Origin of the sequence: Variovorax sp. Root473, from assembly GCF_001426505.1 — a bacterium.
Taxonomy (GTDB): Bacteria; Pseudomonadota; Gammaproteobacteria; order Burkholderiales; family Burkholderiaceae_C; genus Variovorax.
The window spans coordinates 1,689,925-1,716,659 of record NZ_LMEV01000017.1; the positions used below are offsets into that span (position 1 = coordinate 1,689,925).

The window sequence follows — 26,735 nt, forward strand, 5'->3', positions numbered from 1 at the left end:
TCAGCCCATCATCCACGCGCCGTAGCCGAAGGCGATAAAGCCTGAACCTACGATCGCGAAGATGGCCCGGGCTTCGAAGTCCATCGCCGGGGGAAAGCTCTGCACCACGAAGTGCAGCAGCGCCCCCGTGCCGATGGTGAGAAAACCCGCACCGAACTGCTTCATCGCACTGTCGTCGGGATAGAGAAACACCAGCGCGAAGCCGGCCAGGAACACCAGGTTCGCCAGCACCGTGCCGCGCGTGCGCCATTTCTTCTGCGTGGGCGTCGGCTCGCGCACCGGCGCCGGCCGACCCTTGCGGCCTTCCTTGAGCGCCATGCCGGTGAAGAACAGCCCGAACATCGTCGGAAAGCCGCCGAAGAGGCCGAGCCCCCACACGATGCCCCACATGTTCTGGAAGTCGGCGACCAGCGCCTGGGCCGGGTTGGCGGTGCTGTAGCGCACCTCGACCGCATCGCCCCACTCTTTCTCGGACAGGCTGCCACCGAGCCCTTTCACGCGGCGCTTCTGGCCGTCGGCGGCCGTGTATTCGACGACGGGCGCGCGCGTGGTGGTGACGTAGCCCTTGCTGTCCTTGCTGCGCTCTTCCACGAACTCGACCAGGCTGCCTTGCGTGGGAGCCGTGCCCGCGATCGACTGGTAGCGCTGCCAGCCCACCGAAACCGCGCCGTACAGGCCGGCGCAGCCGATCAGCAAGGCGCCAATGCCTGCGCCCCAGAAGAAGGTCTTGAAACGCCCGACCAGCGCGCCGACGGCCGGCCCGACCAGCAGCGACAGCCCGAAGACGAGCAAGGCGTGGGTGGCGGCTTCGTCGTCCATGGCGCGCGTCCGGTCGGCATGCGGCGCAGGTGACGCAGCCGTGGGGTCAGCGGCGCGGGCGCTGTTGCCCGTTGCTGGTGCGCAGGCCCATGTTGGCCTTCTGGCGGTCGATGCGCGCCTGCTTGCGCGCCTCTTCGCGTTCGATGACCTTGCGCTTGGTATAGCCCGACGAATCGGCCCAGGCCCACCATGCCAGGGCGAGCGCGAACGGGCTCAGCACGATCCACCAGCTCCAGCCGGCGACCATGCCCACTTCGAAATATTTGAAGGCCACACCAAGCAGGCCCAAGAGCAGAAACCACATCGCGAATCCCCTCAGAGTTGGTCGGTATCGCCGCCGGTGCGTGTGCACCGCGCTACCTACAATCGCGTTGAATCGAATGTAACTCAGCCCTTACGAAAACAGCCCCATGAAAAGAACGATGTTGATGGCAGCCCTGGGTCTCGGCCTCGCGGCGCCCGCCTTTGCCGACCTGGCCCTCGCCACGTCGAAGAACTGCATGAGCTGCCATGCGGTCGAACGCAAGGTGCTCGGGCCGTCGTTCAAGGACATCGCGGCCAAGTACAAGGACGACAAGAACGCAGCCAACGCGCTGGCCACCAAGATCATCAAGGGCGGCTCGGGCGTGTGGGGCCCGGTGCCGATGCCGGCCAACAACCAGGTCAGCGAAGCCGATGCGAAGAAGCTCGCGGCCTGGGTGTTGTCGACGAAGTAAGAAGAAGAAACGAAGCGCGCGGCGCGCCCGCTCAGATGCTCGGGTTGATGTCCGTGGGCAGCGGACGGCGTTCGATGCGGTCCTCGAGCTGCCCGATGTGCGCGGCCACCGTGTTGTCGGTCTGGTCCGAACGCAGCTTGACCGCGCTTTCCAGCTGTTCCATGCGCGCCAGCAGCGCCGCGTGCCGGTCGGCGTTGTGCGACATGTGTTGCTTCTCCTGCGCTTCCAGGAAGTTGCGCAGTTCGGTGAAACGCGAGGCCTCGGCCTTGTCGGCGAGGTCGCGCTGGGTCTGCATTTCCTTCGTGTGGCGCTTGGTCTCCAGCAGCACCGAGCTGTGCAGATACAGCACGTACACGAGGAAGAAAGCCGCGAGCACGGCCGTGAGCCCCAGCATGATCAGCCCCAGCGGCGCCGACACGCTCATGAAGCCGAGCGACACGTCGGTGGGTGCCGACAGCGTGCCCCAGTTCAGCGCAGCAAGCCCCGCGATGAGCAGCACGATGACAAACAGAAAAGCGGATCTCACGCCCATGTGGCGCCTCCTTGCAAAAGATCGAACACGGTGACAACAACGGCCGCGCGCACAGCATGACGCGGCGATGACACCGGTTGTACCTCAGCCCGGAGGCCAGTTCGGCGGACATGACCGCACAAACGGCCATGTCCTACACCTGTGCTCAGCAGGTTCGTGACAACTGTTCCGGAATGGCCGGCCCCGGCCAATCCCGGGTGCAGTTCGTCAGTTCGTCTCGGACAACTGATCGAGGATCGCCGGATTTTCGAGCGTCGACGTGTCCTGCGTGATCGCCTCGCCCTTGGCGATGCTGCGCAGCAGGCGCCGCATGATCTTGCCGCTGCGCGTCTTGGGAAGGTTGTCGCCGAAGCGGATGTCCTTGGGCTTGGCGATGGGGCCGATTTCCTTGGCGACCCACGCACGCAGTTCGTTGGCGATCTGCTTGGCCTCCTCGCCGGTCGGGCGCGAGCGCTTGAGCACGACGAAGGCGCACACGGCCTCGCCCGTCACGTCGTCGGGTCGGCCCACCACCGCGGCTTCGGCCACGAGATCGGTCTTGGACACCAGCGCCGATTCGATCTCCATCGTGCCCAATCGGTGGCCCGACACGTTGAGCACGTCGTCGATACGGCCCGTGATGCGGAAGTAGCCGCGGTCGGCACTGCGCACCGCGCCGTCGCCGGCCAGGTAGATGGTGCCGCCCATCTCTTCGGGGAAGTAGCTCTTCTTGAAGCGCTCGGGGTCGTTCCAGATGGTGCGGATCATCGAGGGCCAGGGCCGCTTGATGACCAGCATGCCGCCCGCGCCGTTGGGCAGGTCTTTCCCCGTCTCGTCGACGATCGCGGCCATGATGCCCGGCAGCGGCAAGGTGCACGAGCCCGGCACCAGCGGCGTGGCGCCCGGCAGCGGCGTGATGACGTGGCCGCCCGTTTCGGTCTGCCAGAAGGTGTCAACGATCGGGCAGCGCTCGCCGCCGATGTTCCGGTGGTACCACATCCACGCTTCGGGGTTGATCGGCTCGCCGACCGAGCCGAGGATGCGCAGGCTGGTCAGGTCCCAGTTCTTCGGGTGCACTTTTTCGTCGCCTTCGGCCGCCTTGATGAGCGAACGGATCGCGGTGGGCGCGGTGTAGAACACGCTGACCTTGTGCTTCTGGATCATTTCCCAGAAGCGCCCCGCATGCGGGAATGTCGGGATGCCTTCGAACACGACCTGCGTGGCGCCAGCCGCGAGCGGGCCGTAGGCGACGTAGGTGTGGCCGGTGATCCAGCCGATGTCGGCGGTGCACCAGAACATGTCTTCGGCGCGGATGTCGAAGGTCCAGTCCATCGTGAGCTTGGCCCACAGCAGGTAGCCGCCGGTGGCGTGCTGCACGCCCTTGGGCTTGCCGGTGGAGCCCGAGGTGTAGAGGATGAACAGCGGGTGCTCGGCATTGACCGGCACAGGCGCGCACTCGGTGCTCTGTCCGGCCAGCGCTTCGGTGAAGGTCTTGTCGCGGCCCTCGACGCGGTTCCACGCGCTGGGCGTGCGCTCGTACACGAGCACGGTCTTGAGCGTGTCGCAGCCGCCCAGCGCAATGCCGTCGTCCACGATGGCCTTCAGCGGCAGTTCCTTGCCACCGCGCAGCTGGTAGTTGGCGGTGATGACGGCCACGGCGCCCGCGTCGATGATGCGTTCCTGCAGTGCCTTGGCCGAGAAGCCGCCGAACACCACGCTGTGGGTGGCGCCGATGCGCGCGCAGGCCTGCATGGCGACCACGCCTTCGATGGTCATCGGCATGTAGATGATGACGCGGTCGCCCTTGCGGATGCCCTGCGCTTTCAGTGCATTGGCGAACTGGCTCACGCGGGCCAGCAGTTCCTTGTAGGTGACGCGGGTGACGGCGCCGTCGTCGGCTTCGAAGACGATGGCGGTCTTGTTCTCGACGGGGGTGCCGATGTGCTTGTCCAGGCAGTTGGCGCTGGCATTGAGCTCACCGTCGCCGAACCATTCGTAGAACGGCGCCTTCGATTCATCCAGGGTGCGGGTGAAGGGCTTGGTCCACTGGAGGTTGTCCTTGGCCAGGCGGGTCCAGAAGCCTTCGAAGTCCTGCTCGGCTTCCTTGCACAGCGCCTCGTAGGCGGCCATGCCGGCAATGCGGGCGCCTTCGGTGGCGCGGGCGTCGGGCGGGAACACGCGGTTCTCGACCAGGACGGATTCAATGTTCTTCGATGCGCTGCTCATGCTCTTGTCTCCTGATTGAATGCGGCCGTAATGTCGGGGCACGCACTTACGGGCCACTGACGGGGTCGATGTTAGTTCGCAGGGTTATCACGAGTGCGTCACTGGGAGACCTCTAGAATCGCCCGACTTTTTTACACCTGTCTTCTTACTTCATGTCCGCCCCCGATCCTTTCGACGCCCGGAACGCACCCGTACCAGCGCGCACTTCCCCGCTGAAGCCCCTGCCCCGGCTCATCTTCGCCAGCCGCTGGCTGCAGTTGCCGCTGTACCTGGGGCTGATCGTGGCCCAGGGCGTGTACGTGGTGCACTTCCTGGTCGAGTTGCTGCACCTGGTGGAAGCCGCCTTCGGCAACAAGGACGCGCTGCAGGCCCTCATCGCGAGCATCGGTTACAAGACCACCGCACCCGTCGGCGCGCTCAACGAGACGGTGATCATGCTGGTGGTGCTGGCGCTGATCGACGTGGTGATGATCTCCAACCTGCTGATCATGGTGATCGTGGGCGGCTACGAGACCTTCGTGAGCCGCATGGACCTCGAAGGCCACCAGGATCAGCCCGAGTGGCTGAGCCACGTGAACGCCTCGGTGCTCAAGGTGAAGCTGGCCACCGCCATCATCGGCATCAGCTCGATCCACCTGCTCAAGACCTTCATCAACGCGGACAACTACACCGACAAGGTGCTGATCGCGCAGACCGTGATCCACATCGCATTCCTGTTCTCGGCCATGGCCATCGCCTACACCGACAAGCTGATGAACGAGGCGGCCGCCGCCAACACACGCCATTAAGAGGGCGTATCCCAGGCCGGCACTTCGGTGAAGCGCTCGGCCAGGAAATCGAGCAAGGTGCGCAGCGCAGACGGCATGTGCTTGCGCGAGGCGTACACCGCATACACCCCCAGCACCTGCGGCTCGTGATCGGGAAAGAGCGACACCAGCTCGCCCGATTGCAACAACCCCGACGTGAGATAGGTAGGCAGCATCGCGATGCCCGCCCCGGCCCGCGCCAGCGCCATCAGGCTGGCCGCGTCGTTGGTCGAGAGGTTGCCGGCCACCGCCACCGAGACCGGCTGGCCGTCGGCCTTGCGCGTGAAATTCCAGAGGCTGCGGCCGAAATACGAATGCGTGAGGCAGTTGCGCTGCGCCAGCTCTTCCACGCGCTGCGGCTGGCCGTGCGCCTTCAGGTAGGCCGGCGTTGCGCAGACCACCGAGCGGCACACCGAGAGCCGGCGCGCGATGAGGTTCGGATCGATCTCGGCCGACACGCGAATGGCAAGGTCGATGCGTTCGTCCACCAGGTTCACCGCGCGGTCGAGCAGCACCAGGTCGACCGCCACGCCCGGATAGCGCCGCACATAGTCGGCCACCGCGCCGGCCAGCTGCGCCTGCGCGAACGAGGTGCTGGCGGTGATGCGCAACTGCCCGCTCGGTGCCTCGGCCGGGTGGCGCACCGCGGCCTGCATGTCGCCCGCGAGTTCGAGCACCTGGCGGCAGCGCGGCAGCAATTCCTCGCCCGCCGCCGTGAGGCTCAGGCGGCGCGTCGTGCGGTGCAGCAGGCGTGCGCCGGTCCATTGCTCCAGCTCGGCCACGTAGCGCGTGACCACCGGGCGCGACAGGTCGAGCTTGTCGGCCGCGGCCGAGAGGCTGCCCGCGTCCACCACGGTGACGAACACCCGCATTGCATTCAATCGATCCATTCGAACGATTTTAGGAATAAAGAAGCGCAGATTTCGAGGTATTTCTTTCGAAACCAGAAACCTAAGATGCGATTCATCCCCTTCTCAACCTCTTGACTGGAGTCCCTCATGAGCCACATCGCCATCCTCGGCGCCACCGGTCGCGCCGGCGGCCGCCTTCTCGAAGAAGCCCTGCGTCGCGGCCACACCGTGACGGCCATCGCCCGCCACGCCAGCGCCAAGCTGGCAGGCCGTGCCAACGTGAGGGCCATCGACCTCGACGTGCTCGACGGCGCCGCCCTCGAAAAGGCCGTGGCCAGGCATGACGCCGTGTTCAGCGCCGCGCATTTCGCCACCGTGCCGCCCGCAGCCGTCATCGAGCCCGTCAAGCGCGCGGGCGTGAAGCGCCTGCTGGTGGTCGGCGGTGCCGGCAGCCTGTTCGCGGCGCCCGGCCTGAAGGTGATCGACACGCCGAACTTCCCCGATGCCTACCGCGCCGAAGCCACGGCCGGCGGCGTGTTCCTCGATGCGCTGCGCAACGAGAAGGAGCTCGACTGGACCTTCCTGTCGCCCTCCGCAGAATTCGTCGAAGGCGAGCGCACCGGCAAGTTCCGCCTCGGCAAGGACGACCTGCTGGTGAGCGCCGAGGGCCGCAGCTGGATCACCTTCGAGGACTACGCGATCGCGCTCATCGACGAGCTCGAAAAGCCCGCGCACTCGCGCCAGCGCTACACGATCGGGTATTGAGACTCGCCCCCAGGCTGCGCGCACTTCGTGTCGCTTCGCCAACCCCATACCGGGGGCGGGCCGGCCGCTTCGGGCGGCCGCGCGCGGCGGCCCCCACGAACAATCCGACGCCCGAAACTCAACGGCCCGTCATGTTCTCCGGCACCACCCACGCATCGAACTGCTCGGCCGTCAGGTGCCCCGACGCAATCGCCGCCTCGCGCAGGCTCGTGCCTTCCTTGTGCGCCTTCTTCGCGATGGAGGCCGACTTGTCGTAGCCGATGTGCGTGTTCAGCGCCGTCACCAGCATCAGCGAGCGCTGCACCAGCTCGGTGATGCGCTCGCGGTTCGGCTCGATGCCCACCGCGCAATGGTCGTTGAAGCTCACCATGCCGTCGGCCAAGAGGCGCACGCTCTGCAGGAAGTTGTGCGCCACCATCGGGCGGAACACGTTGAGCTCGAAGTTGCCCGAGGCGCCGCCGATGTTGATGGCCACGTCGTTGCCGAACACCTGCGCGGCCAGCATCGTCACGGCCTCGCTCTGCGTCGGATTGACCTTGCCCGGCATGATCGACGAGCCGGGTTCGTTCTCGGGAATGCTCAGCTCACCGATGCCGCTGCGCGGGCCGCTGGCGAGCCAGCGCACGTCGTTGGCGATCTTGTTCATGCTGGCGGCGAGCGTCTTGAGCGCACCGTGGGCATGCACCAGCGCATCGACGCTGGCCATGGCTTCGAACTTGTTCGGCGCGGTGATGAACGGCAGGCCCGTGAGCTTCGCGAGTTCGGCGGCGACCTGCTCCGCGTAGCCCTTGGGTGCATTGAGCCCGGTGCCGACGGCCGTGCCGCCCAGCGCCAGTTCGCACAGGTGCGGCAGCGCGGCGCGCACATGCGCCTCGCCATGCGCGAGCTGCGCCACGTAGCCCGAGAACTCCTGGCCCAGCGTGAGCGGCGTCGCGTCCTGCAGGTGGGTGCGGCCGATCTTCACGATGTCGGCGAAGTCTTCGGCCTTCTTGGCCAGCGTGCCGCGCAGCTTGGCGATGGCGGGCAGCAGCTTGTGCGTGATGGCTTCCACGGCGGCCACGTGCATGGCGGTGGGGAACACGTCGTTGCTCGACTGGCTGCGGTTCACGTCGTCGTTCGGGTGCACCAGGCGCCCTTCCCCGCGCTCGCCGCCGAGGATTTCGCTCGCGCGGTTGGCCAGCACCTCGTTGACGTTCATGTTGCTCTGCGTGCCCGAGCCGGTCTGCCAGACCACGAGCGGGAACTCGCCCGGGTGCTTGCCGGCGATGACTTCGTCGGCCGCAGCCACGATGGCGTGGGTCTTCTTCTCGTCCTGCAGGCCCAGCGCGTGGTTGACGACCGCCGACGCGCGCTTCACCTGCGCCAGCGCCTTGATGATCTCGCGCGGCTGCTGCTCGCCGGAGATGTCGAAGTTCTGCAGCGAGCGCTGTGTCTGCGCGCCCCACAGCTTGTCGGCCGGCACGTCGATAGGGCCGAAGGTGTCGCGCTCGGCACGGGTCTTGGGAGAAGTCGTCATGAGAAAAAAAAGCTCCGCAGTCTTGGGTGAGTGCGCCCGCTCACCGAGCGCGATGCCGAGTATCGGCGCAATAAGAATAGCTCGCATCTGACGAGGCCCTTCACCCGCGTCCCACAGCCACGATATGCCCATGGGTTGACTCACGTCATGCCAAAAAGTTATAATCATGGGCTTCCGACGACCAACAAGTCATGTTGGTCACCCTTGCACTACTCGCGGATCAGCGAATCCCGTCGCGGTGCAAGGCCCTCCACGCCGGGCCCAGCCCGGCAAACCGGCCGGATCTTTTTCCGGCCCCATTGCCACGTCACGCTCATCCAGGCGGCGCCCCTCGACCAGGCCCGTTGTCTGCGTATGAAGCATCCGGCGGGCACTGGTTTCGTCGCCAAGTCGTCTTCAGTGCCTGTCGGCAGCCCTCGGGGCTCGCCGGGCCATTGCATGCGCATGCGCAATCTTCATGCGCGCTGTCGGGCAGTTCCCTCATCGGGCTGATGGCGTGGCCGTTGCCGCCCTCCGGGGCGGTGCTGTGTCCACCCTTCACTCAAGGAGCCCCGGCATATGGCCAAAGGAATTCTCATCGACCATGTCTTCAAGGTGTTCGGCGATTCGCCCGAGCAAGCCCTCGAACTGGTCCGCCAAGGTTTTTCGAAAAAGGAAATCCTGGCGCAGACGGGCCAGTCGATCGGCGTGTTCGATGCCACCTTCGAGATCCAGGCCGGCGAGATCTTCGTGATCATGGGCCTGTCGGGCTCGGGCAAGTCGACGCTGGTGCGCCTGTTGAACCGGCTCATCGAGCCGACCGCCGGGCGCATCGTGATCGATGGCGCCGACATCAACGAACACTCCGACAGCAAGCTGCGCGCACTGCGCCGCAAGGACATCAGCATGGTGTTCCAGTCATTCGCGCTGATGCCGCACATGACGGTGCGCGAGAACACCGCCTTCGGCCTGGAGCTGTCGGGTACACGCAAGAAGGACCGCCTCGCGCAGGCCGACCTTGCGCTCGCGCAGGTGGGCCTTTCGGGCTGGGGCGACAGCTATCCCGACGAGCTCTCGGGCGGCATGCAACAGCGCGTGGGCCTGGCGCGCGCGCTGGCATCCGACCCGTCGATCCTGCTGATGGACGAGGCCTTCTCGGCGCTCGACCCGATCATCCGCACCGAGATGCAGTCGGAGCTGCTGCGGCTGCAGCAGGTGCAGCGGCGCACCATCGTCTTCATCTCGCACGACCTCGACGAAGCCATGCGCATCGGCGACCGCATCGCGATCATGAAGGACGGTCACGTGATCCAGGTCGGCACACCCGACGAGATCCTGCGCACCCCGGCCGACGACTACGTGCGCAGCTTCGTGCGCGGCGTGGACGCGGCGGCGGTGTTCAAGGCGGCCGACATCGCGCGCAAATCGCTCACCGTGGTGTGCGAGCACCCCGAGCGCGGCGCACGCGCGGCGCTCAAGCTGCTCGAAGACCAGGACCGCGACTTCGCCTACGTGACGAGCCCGACCAAGCGCTTCCTGGGTGTGGTGTCGGCCGACACGCTGCGCGGCGCGCTCGACGGGCATTCGGGCCCGCTCGGCCTGCAGCCGGCCTTCCTTGAAGACCTGCCGCGCATCGACGCCGAAGCGCCCGTGGCGGGCCTGATCGGCCAGCTCGCGCAGGCGCCGTGCGCGCTGCCCGTCGTGGCCAGCGATGGCCGCTTCTGCGGCGCGATCAGCAAGACGACATTGCTGCGGTTCCTCGACCGCGACACACCGCCGATCGAACCCGTCTCGCCGCACGCCGCCCCCGCACTCGCCGCTGAGCCGCACTGAATCCACGAAGGACCTTGAACGATGAACGACACCACATTGCCTTCCGACCTGAACGCGCCCCTGATGGACGCACCCGTTGCAGACACGCCCATTGCCCTCGATCCGTGGCAGGCGCTCTCGGCCGCGCCCGACACCGCGACCGCCAGCGCCTGGCTTGACGCACCGGCGAACGCCGTCGTCGGTCAGGGCGACACCGCCACCCACGGCTTTGCGCTGCACCGCCTGTGGGACGGGTCGCTGCCCGTCGAGGGCTGGATCAACCAGGGCCTGGGCTGGGTGGTCGAGCACTTCCGCCCCTTCTTCCAGACCGTGCGCCTGCCCATCGACAGCACGCTCAACTCGGTGCAGGGCCTGCTCACCGCCCTGCCCGCGCTGCCGATGATCGCGCTCATCGGCCTGCTCGCCTGGCAGTTCGCCGGCCGCGCGCTGGCCATCGGCACCGTCGTGTCGCTGATGCTGGTGACCGTGCTGGGCATCTGGCCCGAAGCCATGGTCACGCTGTCGCTGGTGCTGACCTCGCTGGTGTTCTGCATGGTCATCGGTCTGCCGCTGGGCGTGCTGCTGGCCAGCAGCGACCGGGCCCAGCGTGTGATGCGCCCGGTGCTCGACGCGATGCAGACCACGCCGGCCTTCGTGTACCTCGTGCCGGTGGTGATGCTGTTCGGCATCGGCAACGTGCCGGGCGTGATCGTGACCATCGTCTTCGCGCTCGCCCCGCTGGTGCGCCTGACCAACCTCGGCCTGCGCCAGGTGCGCCCCGACCTCATCGAGGCCGCGCGCGCCTACGGCGCCTCGCCCTGGCAGATGCTCGTGAAGGTGAAGCTGCCGCTGGCCATGCCGTCGATCATGGCGGGCATCAACCAGGCGCTGATGCTGTCGCTGTCGATGGTGGTGATCGCCTCGATGATCGCCGTGGGCGGCCTGGGCCAGATGGTGCTGCGCGGCATTGGCCGGCTCGACATGGGACTGGCCACCGTCGGCGGCCTGGGCATCGTGCTGCTGGCGATCACGCTGGACCGCCTGACGCAGGCCATGGGCAAGTCGCGCCGCAGCGCCGGCCACCGCTGGTGGTACACGGGCCCGGCGGGTCTCGCACTGCGCACGCTGCAGCGCCTCGTGGGTACGCCCTCACGCGGCCAGCCGCACGCCGACGACGCCGTGCCCGCCCTTTCCACGCAAGCCCCATAACGATCACGGAGGACATCACGCATGAAGACCCCACGCCTCTTCTTCGCCCGCGGCCTCCTGGCACTGGGCTTCGTCGCCTTCGGTGCGACCGCACAGGCCGCCACCGACCTGCCCGGCCAGGGCGTCACGGTGCAACCGCTGAAAAGCTCGCTCGCCGAGGAAGCCTTCCAGACGTTGCTGGTGATGCGCGCGCTCGAAAAGCTCGGTTACACGGTCGAGCCCATGAAAGACCTGGAGCCCGCCACCGAGCACCTGGCCATTGCCAACGGCGACGCCACCTTCATGGCCAACCACTGGAGCCTGCTGCACGCCGACTTCTACAAGAACAGCGGCGGCGACGCCAAGCTGTGGCGCCAGGGCACGTACTCCGACGGCGCAGTGCAGGGCTACCTGATCGACCGCAAGACCGCCGAGCAGTACAACATCACCAACCTCGCGCAGCTCAAGGACCCGGCGATCGCCCGGCTGTTCGATGCCGACGGCGACGGCAAGGCCGACCTCACCGGCTGCAACCCCGGCTGGGGCTGCGAGCTGGCCATCGAAAGCCACCTGAGCGCCTACCAGCTGCGCGACAGCGTGACCCACAAGCAGGGCAGCTACGCCGCGCTCATGGCCGACACCATCGCGCGCTTCAAGCAGGACAAGCCGATCCTCTACTACACCTGGACGCCGTACTGGGTCAGCGCCGTGCTGCGACCGGGCGCCGACGTGGTCTGGCTGCAGGTGCCGTTCTCGTCCGCGCAGGCAGGCGAACAGGCGGACACCCGCCTGCCCAACGGCCGCAACTACGGCTTCCTGGCCAACCAGCAGCGCATCGTCGCCAACCGCGCCTTCGTCGAGAAGAACCCCGCCGCCGGCCGCCTGTTCGAGGTGATGAAGCTGCCGATCGCCGACATCAACGCGCAGAACCTGCGCATGAGCGAAGGCGCGAACAGCATGCAGGACGTGCAGCGCCACACCGACGGCTGGATTCGCGTGCACCAGGCCACCTTCGATGGGTGGATTGCGCAGGCGCGCGACGCGGCCGCCCGGTAGCACCGACGCACACCCGCGCCGGCGCCCTTTCGCCCGGCGCCGGCCTGCGGTATTGGTGGCTGAGATAATCGAGGGCGTTCCCCCTCCAAGAAGACTCCCCACCATGACGACCACGATCCAGCAGGCCGACCTGATCGAATCGATCAGCGCCGCGCTCCAGTACATCAGCTACTACCACCCCGCGGACTACATTGCCCACCTGGCCAAGGCCTACGAGCGCGAGCAGAGTCCCGCCGCCAAGGACGCCATTGCCCAGATCCTGACCAACAGCAAGATGAGCGCCACGGGCCACCGCCCGATCTGCCAGGACACCGGCATCGTCAACGTGTTCCTCAAGGTGGGCATGGACGTGCGCTGGGGCGGCTTCACCGGCTCGCTGGACGACGCCATCAACGAAGGCGTGCGCCGCGGCTACAACCACCCCGACAACACCCTGCGCGCCTCGGTCGTGGGCGACCCGCAGTTCGATCGCAAGAACACCAAGGACAACACGCCCGCAGTGATCTTCACCGAGATCGTTCCGGGCAACACCGTCGAGGTGACGGTCGCGGCCAAGGGCGGCGGCAGCGAGAACAAGAGCAAGCTCGTGATGCTGAACCCCGGCGACAGCGTGGTCGACTGGGTGCTCAAGACCGTGCCCACCATGGGCGCCGGCTGGTGCCCGCCGGGCATGCTGGGCATCGGCATCGGCGGCACTGCCGAGAAGGCCGCGCTGATGGCCAAGGAAAGCCTGATGGACGACCTGGACATGCACGAGCTGCAGGCCAAGGCCGCCTCGGGCGCCGAGCTCACCAAGGTCGAGGCGCTGCGCCTCGAACTGTTCGAGAAGGTCAATGCCCTGGGCATCGGCGCGCAGGGCCTGGGCGGCCTGGCCACCGTGCTCGACGTCAAGATCCAGATGTACCCCACGCACGCGGCCAGCAAGCCCGTGGCGATGATTCCCAACTGCGCGGCCACGCGCCACGCGCACTTCGTGATGGACGGCAGCGGCCCGGTCTACCTCGATCCGCCGTCGCTGGACCTGTGGCCCGACGTGAACTGGGCCCCCGACGAAAAGAAGAGCAAGCGCGTCGACCTGAACAAGCTCACGCCCGCCGAAGTGGCCAGCTGGAAGCCCGGCGACACGATCCTGCTGAACGGCAAGATGCTCACCGGCCGCGACGCCGCGCACAAGCGCATCCAGGACATGCTGGCCAAGGGCGAGAAGCTGCCGGTCGACTTCACCAACCGCGTCATCTACTACGTCGGCCCGGTCGATCCGGTCGGCAACGAAGCCGTGGGCCCGGCCGGCCCGACCACCGCCACGCGCATGGACGGCTTCACCGAGATGATGCTGGCCGAAACCGGCCTGATCGCCATGATCGGCAAGGCCGAGCGCGGCCCGGTCGCCATCGAGGCCATCAAGAAGCACAAGAGCGCCTACCTCATGGCCGTGGGCGGCGCCGCCTACCTCGTGAGCAAGGCCATCAAGACCGCCAAGGTCGTGGGGTTTGCGGACCTGGGCATGGAAGCCATCTACGAATTCGACGTGGTCGACATGCCCGTGACCGTGGCGGTCGATGCCGGCGGCACCAGCGCGCACATCACCGGCCCGGCCGAGTGGCAAAAGCGCATTGCCAGCGGCGAGTTCAAGACCATTCCGCTGGAAGTCGCTTGAACCCGGTCGGCGTGTTCGACAGCGGCGTCGGGGGGCTGAGCACGCTCGCCGCGCTGCAGGCCGAGCTGCCGACGGAACGCTTCGTCTACTTCGCCGACACCGCGAACGCGCCGTACGGCGAGCGCGGCGACGCCTACGTCATCGCGCACTCGCGCCAGGTGGTCGAACACCTGCTGCGCGCGCACGACATCAAGGCGCTGGTGGTGGCCTGCAACACGGCCACCACGGCGGCGATCCATGTGCTGCGCGCCGAATTCCCTGCCCTGCCCATCGTGGGCCTGGAGCCGGCGCTCAAGCCCGCCGTGGCGACGAGCCTTACGGGACACATCGCGGTGCTGGCCACGCGCGGCACGCTGGCCAGCGCCCGGTACGCGGCCTTGCGCGATTCCTTTGCAGCCTCGGCCACCGTGCGGCCCGTGCCGTGCGACGGCCTGGTGAAGGCCATTGAAGGCTTCGACAACCCCACCATCGCCGCGCTGTGCGCCCGCTACATGGCGGAAGCCGGCCCCTTTGGCAATGGCTCGGGCGAGGTCGACACCGTGGTGCTCGGCTGCACGCACTACCCGCTCGTGAAAGACGAACTGCAGCGCCACGCACCGTCGACGCTGCGCTTCATCGACACCGGCGCGCCGGTCGCGCAACAGACGCGCCGCGTGCTGGCGTCGCTCGGCCGGCTGGCAGATGACAGCAGCGAAGGCGGGCTGGTGCTTGAGAGCAGCGGCGTCCTGGCGGTGCTCGAAGCAGCCGCCGCGCGCTGGCTTCCCTCGCGCACGCAAGGCGCCGCGGTGTCTGCGGAAAACGCCGCCTGACCTCGCGATTGGCAATGCGTGCCCTTTTCTTCCTGCGTCATGCACTGCTCCTGGGCCTGGCATCGGCCGCCGGCCTGGGCCATGCCGCCTGCGAAAGCGGGTTGGCCGAGCGCATGCACGCCAAGCTCTATCCGAAGCAGCCGCTAGACGAACGGCTGGCCGCGTGCAAGGTCTGGCCGGCGTTCCCCGGCCGCAGCATCGTCGTGTTGCCCATGCCGCGCGAGACCACGGACAAGGGCGCCAAGGTCTTCGACCTCGCGCTGCTGCTGATCCAGCGGCCCGACAACGGCAACACCGACCGCGACACCGTGATCGGGCGGATCTTCGTGCCCGAGGCGCTCGACGAAGACGCCACCACCGCGATCCAGGAGATCCGCGTCGACACCTCGCGCTACGTGCTGTCGCCCGACACACGCGCCTTCGGCCTGCGCGTGCGCTATCGCGGCAACAGCCCGACCTCGGGCCCGCAGGCCAGCGAGACCGTGCGCCTGTACGTGCAGCGCGGCAACAAGCTGCAGCAGGTGCTGCAGGAGATCGAGCTCGACCACGACAACGGCGGCTGGGACACCACCTGCACCGGTCATTTCGAGAAGCTGCGCACCATGCTGTCGGTCGCGCGCCCCACGAGCAACGGCTTTGCCGACCTGCAGCTGTCGCGCACGCTGGTGCAAAGCCGTGCGCAGGAACAGGACGACCAGGGCTGCGTCGAGAAAGCGCTGCCCGCCAAGTTCAACACCGTGACGCTGCGTTACGACGGCGAGCGCTACAAGGTGCCCAAGTCACTGCAGCAGGTGCCCTGAGGCGCTGGCGCGCCGCTATCGCGCAGCAGCCTTGTCCTGCAGCGCGGCTTTGCGGCCGCGCTGCATGTCGGTCGGCAGCAGCAGCAACAACCCGCCGATGAACAGCACCGCCGTCGAGAGGATTGCAATGCGCTGGTTGCCGCCCGTGGCCCAAGTGATCGCACCGAAGCTCAACGGGCCGATGATGCTGGCCAGGCGCGTGGCGAAGGTCCAGAGGCCGAAGAACTCGGCCAGCTGCTGCGGCGGCGCGAGGTAGCCCGTCATCGCGCGCCCGGCCGACTGGCTCGAGCCCATCGCCAGCCCCGCAATGGCGGCGGCCCACCAGAAGCCGCCCTTGGTCGTCACCCATGCGGCGATCACGCACACCGCAATCCACGCCAGCAACGTGGCAGCCAGCGACAGCTTGTGGCCGACGCGGTCCTGCACATAACCGAAGCCGAAGGCCCCGAGCGCGGCCGCCAGGTTGAGCACGAAGATCAGCACCATCGTCTCGCTCGCGACGAAGCCGATCACCTGCTCCGCATAGATCGCCGCCAGCGTGATCGCCACCGCGACGCCGCCCTGGTAGCAGACGGTGCAGGCCAGCAGCCACATGAAGTCGCGGTAGGCGCGGGCCTGCAGGAATGTGGCACGCAGCTGCTTCCAGGCGCTGTCTTGGCCACGGCTGGCCTGCGGCACGGCACGCTCAGGCAACAGTACGAACGTCGCGCAGGCGGCCACGCCGTAGATCGCCGCCGTGATCAGCATCGTGACCGGCACGAAGTGCGCCGCTGGCAACCCGCGCGCCTGCGACCAGAGCACATAGGCCAGGCAGAGCCCCAGCGCCAGCATGCCGCCGACATAACCGAAGGCCCAGCCCCAGCCGCTCACCTTGCCCATGCCTTCAGCCGTCGCGAGTTCGGGCAGGAAGGCGCCCGTCAGCGACTCGCCGTAGGAATAGAACGCGTTGGAAACGATCACCAGCACCATGGCGAGCGCGACGCCCATCGCACCGCCCGCAAAACTGGGCGTGAGCGCCAGTGCCGCGGTGGCGAGCACGCAGCCCGTCGTTGTCATCATCAGCACGCGCTTCTTGGCCGCGCGCAGGTCGGCCCAGGCGCCGATGGCGGGCATCGTGAACATCACGATGGCATACGAGGTACTGAGGGCCGCGGTCCACGCGAAGGTGGCCCACGGTGCGCCCTTGGCGATGCCACCGACGAAATACGCGGCGAACACCGCCGTGATCACGACCGTGGTGTAGCCCGAGTTCGCGAAGTCGTACATCGCCCACCCAAACACCTCGCGCTTGCGCACGCCAGGGCGCAACGCGGAGGCTGGGAACAGGGCCATGCGGCCTGGCGCCGGGCGGAAAGCCGAAGGGTCAGTGCAGGTGGCGCGGACGGCGGCCACCACCGTGACCACCACCACTGCCGCCGCCCGCGCCACCGGCACCGCGCGGGCGCTTGCCGATTTCGAGCGAGTTCACGAGCGCGTCGAAACGGTCGCTGAAGAGGCGATCAATCTCGGCGACCACGCCACCCAGCTCGGCGCCGTCGAAGTGGCGTTCCATGAGGTTGACCACGTCTTCGACCAAGAGGTCGCGCTGCACCTGCATGATCGCCGCCGGGTTGGGGCCCACGAACAGCATCATGAAGTCGTCGCGCGACTCTTCGTCGGGGTCGCCCTCTTCTTCATCGAAATCGGTGTCGTAGAAGGTGACTTCAATGGCAGCGCCGCGCTCGGAGAGTTCGTTCAGCGCCATGCACATTTCGTCGAGCGCCTGGCGGAAGTCTTCGTCGCCCGGCACGGTCCAGCAGATCTGCAGCGTGTGATCCTTTTGCTCGAAGCGGATGCCGGGTTCTTCTTCGTAGGTGCTGGTGGCACCATCGGCCAGCGATTTGGCGCCCGCGTATTTCCAGAGCGGCTTCAGCGCCTCCTGGATTTGCTCGAAGCTCGTGTCCGCGCGCAGCGGCACGTCGCCGTGCACATGGATCTCAAATGGAGCGTTGTAGCGAGGCATCAAATACTCCCTTGTAAATATGGTGGTACCCGGAACGGGGGTCGAACCCGTATGCCCCGATTAAGGAAGCGGCGGATTTTAAGCCTGAGCATGGCATCCGCACCGGACTAAGGATGGGCTTGGATGAGGCTTGCTGCAGCAGGTTTTCCCCGAGGCCAGTGCCTTCGATCATATCCCGGTGCGCGATGCAAACCGCCCCGGTTCCCCTCCGCCTGGCTCCTAGCCGGCCCCTGGAATCGGGGCCTTTCAGGAGCACCTCATGGCGAAGGTCAAACTCACCAAGTCCGTCGTTGACACATCGCAGGCTCAAACCTGCGACGTGGAACTCCGGGATACGCTCGTTCCGGGCTTCTTGTGCAAGATTACACCAACGGGCCGCAAGGTCTTCATGGTTCAGTACCGCACGAACTCCGGCGTGCGGCGCAAGCCGGCAATCGGCCAGTTCGGCGAACTGACGGTCGAACAGGCGCGATTGCTTGCGCAAGACTGGCTGGCCGAAGTCCGGCGCGGGGGCGATCCCGGACTCGACAAGGCCGAATCCCGCAAGGCGCCGACGGTCAAGGAGCTGTGCGGCCGGTTCATGGACGACCACTCCAAGCCGCACAACAAGCCCAGCACACAGGCCGGCTACCAGTACCAGATCGACAGCTTCGTCATCCCGGCCTTCGGCAGCAAGAAGGTTCACGAGGTCACACGCCACGACATCACCGCGCTGATGAAGCGCATGGAGAAGTCGCCCACCCAGGCTAACCGGGTGCTGTCGCTCGTCCGCAAGATGTTCAACCTGGCCGAGCTGTGGGGCTACCGGCCCGATGGCTCCAACCCGTGCCGCCACGTCCCCAAGTACCCGGAAAAGGGTTCGACCCGGCTCATCACCGACGACCAGATGACCAAGCTGTTCACCTATCTGGAGAAGGCCGAGGCCGAAGGCTTGGAGCATCCCACCCACCTGCTGGCAGTCCGGCTGCAATTCGAGTTCGCCGCACGCATGTCGGAAGTCCTGCTCTTGCAGTGGGATTGGCTCGACCTACCCAACGGCCGGGTGGTCTGGCCGGACAGCAAGACCGGCGATATGTCCAAGCCCTTGAGTGAGGAAGCCCGCCGGCGGCTGACCAATGCTCCTCGCTACGGCGATTCGCCCTATGTCTGCCCGGCGATCCTCGACCACAGCAAGCCCCTCAGCACCCACACCTACTATCAGGCGTGGCGGCGCATCCTTGACCGTGCCGGTGTGCCGAAGGTCGGCACTCACGGTATCCGCCACCGCTCGGCGACCGACATTGCCAATTCGGGCGTTCCCCTAAAGGTCGGCATGGCGCTGACAGCGCACAAGACCGCGGCGATGTTCATGCGCTACGTCCATACCGAGGACGATCCGGTGCGGCAAGCGGCCGAACTAGTGGCGGCCCGGCGCAAGACGATCACGGGTGCGCAACGCCAGGCGGAGGTCGAAGCATGAGAAGGAGGCCCACCCGGGAAATCCGAGACAGTGTCTCGGAAATGTGGACGCGGGCTCGCCCCTTCTCCTTGACTTCCATTCGTCTATAAACGAAAATAACAATGTACCGAATCGAGCACTACCTCTCGGCCGACGTACAGAAGGATCTCTACACCGACTGGCTGCGGCGCTTGCGTGATGCACAAGCCAAGGTGGCGGTCATCCGCCGCGTGGCCCGTATCGAGCAAGGCAACTTCGGCGACCACAAGTTTTGCCGAGATGGCGTGTGGGAGCTGCGCATCGACGCGGGGCCTGGCTATCGGGTTTATTACGGCCTAGCGGGGCAACGGTTGGTGCTGCTGCTGTGTGGTGGCGACAAGCGCACCCAGGATGCGGACATTGACCGGGCGGTGGGCTATTGGCAGGACTGGCAACGGAGAATCGACGAATGAGAGGCAAATCCCATGACGAGGCGATGGCCGAGCTGTACCGCAACGATCCGGCGCTCGCACTTGAAGTCATCAACAACATCCTGGCCGATGGCGACCAAGCCGAACTGATGACCGTGCTGCGCCAGCTTGCGCAGACAGTCGGCGGCGTGCAGGCGGTGGCCGAACAGGCTCACCTTAACCCGACGCAGCTTTACCGCACGTTGTCGCCGAAGGGCAATCCCGCCCTGAACAGCTTGACCGCCATCCTCAAGACGATGGGCCTACGCTTGGCTGTGCAGCCGCTGGCTTCTGCGCCCTCGGCGCACGCGGCTTGATGTTCGATGCCTATGGCAAGCATCGTTCATCCGATTCACTTTGAAGACTACAGCGGCGTTCAATTTGAGCGCCTTGCTTTTGCTTATCACGTTCGTACCGGCTGGCGCGACCTGATCTGGCACGGCCAATCGGGTAGCGACCAGGGACGAGACATCTTCGGAATCGAGGAGTTTGACGATCGACCTTCGCGCAAGACGATTATCCAGTGCGCTAATCGTGACATGCTGACCCTGGCGAAAGCCCGAACCGATATGGAGAAGGCTGTCGAGGCTACTGGCGGTACGCCAGATGCTTTCAAATTCATCTGTCGTGGTGCAGTCTCTGACGCCAGCAGAACACGGATCAGCGATAGCGCTGCTGCACTTGGCGTAGCGCATGTGACGATCTGGTCGAGCGTCGAGTTCGAGGAGAACCTGCGTTTGCGTGGCGAATACCTCTTGCACCGCTTCGTCCAGGGAGTCGAGTTCCCCGAAGCCGAAGCTGAGATCCGAAAATTCGTTGATGACTTCCCTGGCTTATCCGACGCCGAGGCGCTGGGTTTGATGGCTGCCGTATTCGACCGGCCTGCTTTTCGCACACCTTTTCAACAGGAAAGTTCGCTACCCGCCTTCCAGCAAGCTGTTGAGGACACCATTCGAGCACTCAACACCGGAGCGTGGAGAACACGTGAAGGCACCGAAATTCGGCGCATTCCATCGATCCATCACATCAGAGATCAGCGTGTTCGCAAGGTGCTGGCCCAGGTTGTGCGTCAAGTCGATGAACTGCGCCGCATCTTCGTCTCTCGCCTCCGAGAAGGCGAGATCCGGCATTGTGAATGCGGCAAGGCGGACTGCCCCACCTACATGCTCAGTTCTCGTGTAGCGGACGAACTGGATTGCGCCCGTGACCGCATCCTCGCTACCTTTCGCTCGGTGCATGCACCGTTCGATGTTGTCGTCCGCTAAACGCGGAGAGGTCGGCAATGGCGGCGCAAATTGACCTGTTCAGTTCTCAGCATCTTGAAGCTGCCTGCCGTGTGCTTGCAGACACCGAGCGCGGCTTGAGTGGCACACAGATTGGGAGGCTGCTGCAAGAGATGGAAGTGATCGACCCATCGCCGGGCATGACGAAGTGGAAGCGGTTGTTCAACGCGCTCGCCGAGTTGCAGAACAAGCATCAGCGAGGCAACCATCTGATTATGTTCATCAACCGCGCAATGAACCCGGTGAACTACGTGCGCGATCCTGGAACATTTGCTTGGCTGCGGGATGAACTCAATGTCGTGCTGGCGTTCTCTGGCTTCTATGTTCGCGACGATGGCAAGGTGGGATATGCCGACAAGGCGACGACGTTGGATGCAGCCCGCGCACGCGCTGGACGTCTCAAGGCGGCGCTGGAAAGCAGAGTCGTCCATGCGGAGGTCTTGAATTACTGCCGAGCCGAGCTGTTGGACGAGAACTATTTTCATGCGGTCTTCGAGGCGAGCAAGGGTGTCGCCGAGCGAATTCGCATACTGTCGGGGTTGACCGGCGATGGTGCCGACTTGGTGAACAAGGCGTTCGCGGGTCAGCAGCCAATCTTGGTCTTGGGACCACTGAGCACCGAGTCCGAAAAGAGCGAGCAGAGAGGATTTGCGAACTTGCTAATCGGTCTGTTCGGCGCCGTGCGCAATCCCTTGGCCCATGCCCCGAAGACGAATTGGCCTATGTCTGAGCAGGATGCGCTCGACATCTTGACGCTGGTTTCACTGATCCATAGAAAACTGGATGGCGTGCAGAAAGCGGCAGTGTCCTTTTCGTAGGCGTCGCAACGCCGTCCTGATCGATTGTTGTATCGTGATACGACAATCACCTGCCTCCTCTGAATAGACCGTCCCAGCCTGTTGAACGAGATTCAAATGGCTTAAAACAAGGAATCTTCATGTCGCAAGCGGCGTTCAATGTCTTCGATGCGCTGTCCGCTTGGGGCAAGACGCTTTCCAACTGGCAGCGGTGCCTGCTGGTCAAACTCGTTGGCGCCGTCGATTTCCCGGACGAGGCTTTGGATGAGGTCTACCGCGAGTACTTGATGGACCAGCAACTGGCCACCACGGAGATGCCACGCGCCACATGGGACATCGCCTTGCCCCAGATCCAAGGCGGCCCCACAACGGACTCAAGCGTAGTGACCGCCATGACCGCACTGACCGGCGTCAACGCCCTGGCGCCGGGTGAAACACTGACTTTCGGGCGCAAGCTCACTGTGATCTATGGTCCCAACGGTGCGGGCAAGTCCGGCTATGCGCGAGTGCTCAAAGCCGCATGCTTCACCCGTTCCAAGCAAACCGCGATTCTCGGCGATGTGAAGTTGGCCAAGCACAAACAACCCACGCCTAGCGCGACGTTTGCCTTCGACGACGGCTCCAACACGACATTTGTCTACAAGGAGCCTTGCCAGCGACTGCGCGACAACTTCGCGGTGTTCGACTCGACCTGCGTGCGTGTCCATCTGGATGAGCGCAATGCCTTCCAAGTCATGCCTTATCTGTTCGATGTTTTTCCCCGCATGGTGGAGGTCTTCGGAAAGCTCCAGCGCAAGCTGCGCGATGACATCGCTCTACGTTCCCACGCTACGGACAAGTTCGCGATTCCAGGCAGCACGTCCGAAGTCGCTTCGCTGCTGATCACCCTGACGGCACAGACGGACCTCGTTGGCTTGCAGGCATTGGCCGCCTTCGGCGACGAGGAGCGCGCGCGCCTGGAATCGGTTGTCCAGCAACTCGCGACACTCAGGACCACCGATCCCAAGGAGATCATTCGCCAGAATGAGCAGCGCATCATCGATCTGGACGCACTGAAAGCATCGATCTCAGGTTTGCACATGGCTGTATCGCCTGCAGTCGCGGAACAGATCACCAATGCCGTCAAGCAGATTCAGACGCTGACGGAAAAGGCGTCAGCGCTCTCAGCGGCACAGTTGGGCGAGGAGCCGGTGCAGCCCATCGGCACAGCAGCATGGCGTGACCTGCTGGCTGCGGCCATTGCTTACAACGCCGAAGCCTATCCTGACGAGGCGTTTCCACCGAAGGCGGATGCGGCCCGATGCGTGCTTTGCCATCAGGTTCTCGACGAAGACGGCATTGCACGATTGACCCGCTTCTATCAGTTCGCAACCAGTGGTGTCGAAGCGCAGCTTGGCCAGGCCAAGACAACGCTCGCAGGGTATGGCACGAAGTTGTCGAAGATCAGTCTCGCCTTCTTCGACGAGGGCAGTGTCGCGCGCCGGACCTTGACCGAGGTGGATGCCGCAATGGCCGCGGCGGTTTCCAGTCATGTCGAAGGCTATCGGGAAGTCATCGGAGCATTGGCGCGGGCGGTTGCCGGTGCCTTCGACCCTGGCTTGAGCATGTTGGACCATGACCCGGTCTCGGTACGCATCACGGAGTTGGTTGAGCGCCTGAAATCCGACAACGATGCCTTGCGACAGAAGGACCCCAAGGTACTGATGGGGTCGTTGATGGCAGAGGAGCGATTGTTACTCGATCGCCAGGTGCTCTCCGGCCAGTACGATGCCATCGCTGCGGCGGTGGCAGACCTCAAATGGGTGGTGAAGGCCAATTCGTGCATCCGCGGCTTTGCCGTATCCCAACGCGAAGTGACCAGCAAGCAGAAAGCGCTGGCCACAGAACTGGTGGCGCAGGGCTTCATCGCGCGATTCACGGAGAACTGCGCCGCCCTGCAGCTCAAGCTGCCGGTGCAATTCCGCTTCGCGGGCGATGCTGGAACGACTGATCGCAAAATCGAGATTGCCAACGCCAGCGTGGCCGGCATCGACCCGTCTTCGGTGCTGAGCGAGGGCGAACAGACCGCCGCGGCATTGGCCGACTTTCTCACTGAAGTGGAACTCAACGGTTCCTGTTTGGGCGTGGTGTTCGATGACCCCGTGACCTCGATGGACCATGTACGCAAAGAGGCGATCGCACAACGCCTGGTGGACGAAGCCGCCAAGCGGCAGGTGATCGTCTTTACGCACGACATCCTGTTTACGAACTATCTGGCGACGGCTGCGGTGGAAAAGGGTGTCGATTTCGCGGGCCGGACCGTGTGGCGTGGCGAGGCCGAAGAGCCAGGTGTCATCGACAGCCTGGCCTTCCCTCACGAACATTACGAAGGTGCTGCACACGATCGCGCACGAAAGCACCTTGACGTCGCCCGCACGCTGGATGGCGACAAGCAGCGCGACAGCCTGGAGAAGGCGTGTGGCAGCCTGCGTACCGCCTATGAGGACTTCATTCAGCGAAAGCTGTTCGGCAATGTCGTGCGCCGCTGGCGGGAGAACATCACCTTCACCCTCAGTCAGGTGTATTTTGATGAAGGCATTGCTGCACAGGTTCACACGCGCATGGTGATGTTATCCCGATACATCGATGCTCACTCCCACTCGCCAGACTTCCACGAAGTGCCGTTGACGATTGATTTCGTGGTTGACGAATTGGCACAGATGGACCGCATCAAGGCTGAGTACAACACAGCGCGCAAGGCATGGGAGAAAGCCAAGCCCCAGGCGGCGACCTTTAGCTGATCCGGACTTCAATGGCAAAGCCCACGATTGTTCTCGACAAGAACTACCTGCAAGGATCGACGGCGGCGCACATGCTGCAACTCGCGCAGTCGCACCAGTTGCTGATGGCCGACGTACTTTTCTACGAGTTGATCTCGTCGTCCGAACCGGGACGCTCGCGCTGCTTCGCCAAGTTTCCCAAGATCGAGAACCCGGTGATCTTGGTCAATCACGTAGGGGCGCTGCTGAAACAGGAGATAGAGTCGCACGAAGCCTGCGGCAAGCCCTCTACGCGGTACGAGGATATCCGCTTCCAATTCAACGAGGCGCTGACCGGCGCGAACTACGCGCTGCCGCCTTCGGCGGCTGAGGCGCTTCAGGAGCAGACGGCGGAACTTCGTGAAGATGTCGAACGATTTCTTGACCGGGTGCGCTTGATTCCGACCCTAATCCCAAATCTTCTGGAAGGCACCAGCGCGGAGCGACAGTCACTGCGGGAGGCCGCCGAGGAGGTCATCGCGACCAATACCGATGCAATGTTGAAGTTCTACGGGAGCCTGGAAGTCCCTTCGGGCGAACTTCCACTACCGCCTGCCACGATCATGACCCGGGATTGGGCACTATTTCGTTGGCAGCAGGTCCAGTTGCTTTTCGCGCTGGACGCATATTGTCGTTATGGTGGACGTGTTCCCGACACACTGAGCGGAAAAGCCTACGAGAAAATCGAGCACGATGTTCTCGACGCGCACTACCTCCTGTTGGGAACACTGGAAGGATCGTTCGCCACGCGAGAAAAGAAACTGCAGCGGTGGTTTGGTCTGCTTTGTCCCGACGGCCAGCTCTATTCCTAGCCAGTGGCCTTGCGCAGGCATCTTTTCAGATCGTCGGGTAGACCACCTTCTCGTTGTGATCGCTGAAATCGTCGCTCCACGTCAGCTTGATGGAGTGCTTGCTTTTGCTACCCAGTGATATGGACGCAATCAATTCCACCGACTGGAGCGTGTCCAGTGTCTCTAGCGGAAATTTCGAGTCGATGTCCGATTGAACCAGGCAGTCGTTGCCATCGGGAAACGACAGCGACACGTTGCGCGCGGCCGATTTCCCCTTGTTCCAGATTTTCAGCCGTCGGTTGTTGCTGCCGATCTTGATGAACGTCGCGCCGAGGTCCGCTTTCTTAATGTTGAGGATTTCAGTGGCTTCTTTTTCCAGAAGTAGCTTGTTCAGTCGATCCTGGCTCTCAATCAACTTGTTCTGTTTCTGATTGAATCTGAACGTCGTCCAAGTGGCGTACGCGGACAGCAAAAGAGCGCCTATGGCGATGGCATCACCAACACTGATTGGGAAGGGCATCATCGGATCTTGATGTTCTTGCTGCCGCGGAATGCCCTCTTCAGCGATTCGTGCAGTTCCTTCTGAAGATCTTTGACGACGGCTTTCCCGATCTCCTTGGCATGCGCTTGCACGTTCTCATCGTTGGCTCGGATGAGATCATCCTTGGAAATCTGCAACCCACAGTTGCCGCAGGTGAACAGTTCGCTCGTCTGCCCATCAGCGCCGTCGTGTGAAAACTCAGTGCCACCGCACGTTGGGCAATTCAGACAGACCGACCGGTTGTACTTGTCCGCTTTGAACGTCATGCCGTATCTCCGATCGTGTCAACGCTGTGAGCCGTGAATGATCGCAGCGAAGAAAAGAATAGCATCGCTGCACGGGGATCTTTCGTCGACGCGATGCCTATTTATTCTATCTGACAGTCTTCATTGCGTCCCGGCGTGCCGCCGCCGGGTTCGAGGGCTGCGCCCCGCGCTTCGTGCCGAATCGCGGCCATTCGGCTTTGCCCCCTGACGCCTCCGGCCCTTTCGAGCCTGCGCGTTCCGCTTGCCCTAAAAGCCGAGTGTGTGCAGCGGGCGGGTGTGGGCAGTCTTGCTGTTCCCTTCACCGTATCACGGCGTTCTCGCCGTCAAGGGCGGCGCGCGCCATGCGCGCTTGCGTCCTGTCGGCCGTCTGCGACCCCTGACTGCTTGCGCTGCGCCGTGCCCCGGAAGGGTCGGGCAATTCCGCCCGGCATCCTTGCAGGAGTTCACCATGAACAACGCACTCATCACTGACGAGCAGCGCATCGTACTGCTGGCCAACGGCCGCGAATCCTTGGAGAACCCGGACTTTGATCCGGCCCCCGTGGTCAAGCTGTTCACGCCGGACGCCGGCGCGACCTGGCTGCTGACCGAGATTGATCCTGACGACCACGACCACGCTTTTGGTCTTTGCGACCTGGGCCTGGGGGCGCCGGAAATCGGCTGGGTCAGCCTGGGCGAGTTGGCGATCGTGCGCGGCGGGCTGGGCTTGCCGATCGAGCGCGACCTGTCTTTCCGCGCTGAGAAGCGGTTGAGCGCCTACGCGCGCGAGGCGCGGCTGAGCGGGCGGATAGCTGTCTGACTCGGCCTTGGGCGGATGGCCCAGCAGCGCATCCCGTATCGGGATGCGCTTACTGCATCG

Annotated in this window: 27 protein-coding genes; 17 read left to right on the forward strand and 10 right to left on the reverse strand. The window is 64.6% G+C overall.

Translation table 11 applies throughout. From position 1 onward, the window contains the following. A complete protein-coding gene (locus ASD34_RS21305; RefSeq protein WP_056581531.1) occupies nt 1-819 on the reverse strand; it encodes a DUF3592 domain-containing protein in 819 nt (272 codons plus the stop codon). A 46-nt stretch (nt 820-865) separates the two neighbouring features. Next, nucleotides 866-1,123, reverse strand: coding sequence for a TIGR04438 family Trp-rich protein (locus tag ASD34_RS21310; protein ID WP_056581538.1), 258 nt, complete (start codon nt 1,121-1,123; stop codon nt 866-868). A 106-nt stretch (nt 1,124-1,229) separates the two neighbouring features. Between ASD34_RS21310 and ASD34_RS21315 the strand changes: the two genes are divergently transcribed. Beyond that, nucleotides 1,230-1,535 carry a c-type cytochrome gene (locus ASD34_RS21315; protein ID WP_056581540.1) on the forward strand — a complete coding sequence of 102 codons (306 nt, stop codon included), beginning with the start codon at nt 1,230-1,232 and terminating at the stop codon, nt 1,533-1,535. Nucleotides 1,536-1,566: 31 nt separating this feature from the next. On the opposite strand, the gene ASD34_RS21320 is transcribed toward ASD34_RS21315, so the two are convergent. Both ASD34_RS21320 and acs read right to left on the reverse strand, forming a co-directional pair. Continuing rightward, the gene (locus ASD34_RS21320; RefSeq protein ID WP_056581542.1) at nt 1,567-2,067 is read right to left on the reverse strand and encodes a hypothetical protein; all 501 of its coding nucleotides are present in this window, start codon (nt 2,065-2,067) and stop codon (nt 1,567-1,569) included. Nucleotides 2,068-2,274: 207 nt separating this feature from the next. Continuing rightward, complete coding sequence (gene acs / locus ASD34_RS21325; protein WP_056581544.1) at nt 2,275-4,272, reverse strand: acetate--CoA ligase; 1,998 nt, start codon at nt 4,270-4,272, stop codon at nt 2,275-2,277. 152 nt (nt 4,273-4,424) lie between these two features. Here acs and ASD34_RS21330 point away from each other — a divergent pair, with 152 nt between their 5' ends. Further along, nucleotides 4,425-5,060: a YqhA family protein gene (locus ASD34_RS21330; RefSeq protein WP_056581546.1), complete on the forward strand. Its 636-nt coding sequence runs from the start codon at nt 4,425-4,427 to the stop codon at nt 5,058-5,060. Here the strand turns inward: ASD34_RS21330 and ASD34_RS21335 are convergent. Then, nucleotides 5,057-5,968: a LysR family transcriptional regulator gene (locus tag ASD34_RS21335; protein ID WP_056581550.1), complete on the reverse strand. Its 912-nt coding sequence runs from the start codon at nt 5,966-5,968 to the stop codon at nt 5,057-5,059. The genes ASD34_RS21330 and ASD34_RS21335 overlap by 4 nt on opposite strands. Before the next feature lie 108 nt (nt 5,969-6,076). Between ASD34_RS21335 and ASD34_RS21340 the strand changes: the two genes are divergently transcribed. Continuing rightward, the gene (locus ASD34_RS21340) at nt 6,077-6,694 is read left to right on the forward strand and encodes an NAD(P)-dependent oxidoreductase (protein WP_056581553.1); all 618 of its coding nucleotides are present in this window, start codon (nt 6,077-6,079) and stop codon (nt 6,692-6,694) included. 118 nt (nt 6,695-6,812) lie between these two features. Here ASD34_RS21340 and fumC read toward each other — a convergent pair whose 3' ends face one another. Further along, nucleotides 6,813-8,210, reverse strand: coding sequence for a class II fumarate hydratase (fumC, locus tag ASD34_RS21345; protein WP_056581556.1), 1,398 nt, complete (start codon nt 8,208-8,210; stop codon nt 6,813-6,815). A gap of 558 nt (nt 8,211-8,768) precedes the next feature. Between fumC and proV the strand changes: the two genes are divergently transcribed. The 6 genes from proV (at nt 8,769) to ASD34_RS21375 (ending at nt 15,511) form a co-directional block, all read left to right on the forward strand. Beyond that, nucleotides 8,769-10,022, forward strand: a complete 1,254-nt coding sequence (gene proV / locus ASD34_RS21350) for a glycine betaine/L-proline ABC transporter ATP-binding protein ProV (protein WP_056581559.1) — start codon at nt 8,769-8,771, stop codon at nt 10,020-10,022. 21 nt (nt 10,023-10,043) lie between these two features. Then, nucleotides 10,044-11,210, forward strand: a complete 1,167-nt coding sequence (proW, locus tag ASD34_RS21355; RefSeq protein WP_056581563.1) for a glycine betaine/L-proline ABC transporter permease ProW — start codon at nt 10,044-10,046, stop codon at nt 11,208-11,210. Between the two features lie 21 nt (nt 11,211-11,231). Continuing rightward, complete coding sequence (gene proX / locus ASD34_RS21360; RefSeq protein ID WP_056581566.1) at nt 11,232-12,245, forward strand: glycine betaine/L-proline ABC transporter substrate-binding protein ProX; 1,014 nt, start codon at nt 11,232-11,234, stop codon at nt 12,243-12,245. 103 nt (nt 12,246-12,348) lie between these two features. Continuing rightward, the gene (locus tag ASD34_RS21365; RefSeq protein WP_056581571.1) at nt 12,349-13,902 is read left to right on the forward strand and encodes a fumarate hydratase; all 1,554 of its coding nucleotides are present in this window, start codon (nt 12,349-12,351) and stop codon (nt 13,900-13,902) included. After that, nucleotides 13,899-14,711 carry a glutamate racemase gene (murI, locus tag ASD34_RS21370; protein WP_056581574.1) on the forward strand — a complete coding sequence of 271 codons (813 nt, stop codon included), beginning with the start codon at nt 13,899-13,901 and terminating at the stop codon, nt 14,709-14,711. The genes ASD34_RS21365 and murI overlap by 4 nt, the downstream gene beginning before the upstream one ends. Before the next feature lie 14 nt (nt 14,712-14,725). After that, nucleotides 14,726-15,511 (forward strand): hypothetical protein, encoded by a 786-nt coding sequence (locus ASD34_RS21375; protein ID WP_056581578.1) that lies wholly within the window; start codon nt 14,726-14,728, stop codon nt 15,509-15,511. A 15-nt stretch (nt 15,512-15,526) separates the two neighbouring features. Here the strand turns inward: ASD34_RS21375 and ASD34_RS21380 are convergent, their stop codons facing one another. Continuing rightward, on the reverse strand, nt 15,527-16,843 hold the full coding sequence (locus tag ASD34_RS21380; protein WP_056582598.1) for an MFS transporter: 1,317 nt from the start codon (nt 16,841-16,843) through the stop codon (nt 15,527-15,529). Nucleotides 16,844-16,874: 31 nt separating this feature from the next. Further along, the gene (locus ASD34_RS21385) at nt 16,875-17,513 is read right to left on the reverse strand and encodes a DUF6806 family protein (RefSeq protein WP_056581581.1); all 639 of its coding nucleotides are present in this window, start codon (nt 17,511-17,513) and stop codon (nt 16,875-16,877) included. A 259-nt stretch (nt 17,514-17,772) separates the two neighbouring features. On the opposite strand from ASD34_RS21385, the gene ASD34_RS21390 reads away from it, so the two are divergent. The 7 genes from ASD34_RS21390 (at nt 17,773) to ASD34_RS21420 (ending at nt 25,090) form a co-directional block, all read left to right on the forward strand. After that, entirely contained in the window at nt 17,773-18,972 is a 1,200-nt protein-coding gene (locus tag ASD34_RS21390) for a tyrosine-type recombinase/integrase (RefSeq protein WP_056581584.1), read from the forward strand. Nucleotides 18,973-19,073: 101 nt separating this feature from the next. Continuing rightward, the gene (locus tag ASD34_RS21395; RefSeq protein ID WP_198149213.1) at nt 19,074-19,403 is read left to right on the forward strand and encodes a type II toxin-antitoxin system RelE/ParE family toxin; all 330 of its coding nucleotides are present in this window, start codon (nt 19,074-19,076) and stop codon (nt 19,401-19,403) included. Then, the gene (locus ASD34_RS21400; protein WP_056581600.1) at nt 19,400-19,717 is read left to right on the forward strand and encodes a DNA-binding protein; all 318 of its coding nucleotides are present in this window, start codon (nt 19,400-19,402) and stop codon (nt 19,715-19,717) included. Before ASD34_RS21395 ends, ASD34_RS21400 begins: the two co-directional genes overlap by 4 nt. A 12-nt stretch (nt 19,718-19,729) precedes the next feature. After that, the gene (locus tag ASD34_RS21405) at nt 19,730-20,665 is read left to right on the forward strand and encodes a hypothetical protein (protein ID WP_056581602.1); all 936 of its coding nucleotides are present in this window, start codon (nt 19,730-19,732) and stop codon (nt 20,663-20,665) included. 17 nt (nt 20,666-20,682) lie between these two features. Next, nucleotides 20,683-21,501 (forward strand): TIGR02391 family protein, encoded by an 819-nt coding sequence (locus tag ASD34_RS21410; RefSeq protein ID WP_056581607.1) that lies wholly within the window; start codon nt 20,683-20,685, stop codon nt 21,499-21,501. Between the two features lie 119 nt (nt 21,502-21,620). Beyond that, nucleotides 21,621-24,260 carry an AAA family ATPase gene (locus ASD34_RS21415; RefSeq protein WP_056581610.1) on the forward strand — a complete coding sequence of 880 codons (2,640 nt, stop codon included), beginning with the start codon at nt 21,621-21,623 and terminating at the stop codon, nt 24,258-24,260. Between the two features lie 11 nt (nt 24,261-24,271). Further along, entirely contained in the window at nt 24,272-25,090 is an 819-nt protein-coding gene (locus ASD34_RS21420) for a hypothetical protein (RefSeq protein ID WP_056581614.1), read from the forward strand. Between the two features lie 25 nt (nt 25,091-25,115). Here ASD34_RS21420 and ASD34_RS21425 read toward each other — a convergent pair whose 3' ends face one another. Both ASD34_RS21425 and ASD34_RS27215 read right to left on the reverse strand, forming a co-directional pair. Beyond that, nucleotides 25,116-25,589, reverse strand: coding sequence for a hypothetical protein (locus ASD34_RS21425; protein ID WP_056582600.1), 474 nt, complete (start codon nt 25,587-25,589; stop codon nt 25,116-25,118). Next, on the reverse strand, nt 25,589-25,876 hold the full coding sequence (locus ASD34_RS27215) for an ECs_2282 family putative zinc-binding protein (RefSeq protein ID WP_082548881.1): 288 nt from the start codon (nt 25,874-25,876) through the stop codon (nt 25,589-25,591). The genes ASD34_RS21425 and ASD34_RS27215 overlap by 1 nt, the downstream gene beginning before the upstream one ends. Before the next feature lie 448 nt (nt 25,877-26,324). Between ASD34_RS27215 and ASD34_RS21430 the strand changes: the two genes are divergently transcribed. Continuing rightward, nucleotides 26,325-26,675 carry a DUF2958 domain-containing protein gene (locus ASD34_RS21430; protein ID WP_056582602.1) on the forward strand — a complete coding sequence of 117 codons (351 nt, stop codon included), beginning with the start codon at nt 26,325-26,327 and terminating at the stop codon, nt 26,673-26,675. Nucleotides 26,676-26,735: the final 60 nt, after the last annotated feature.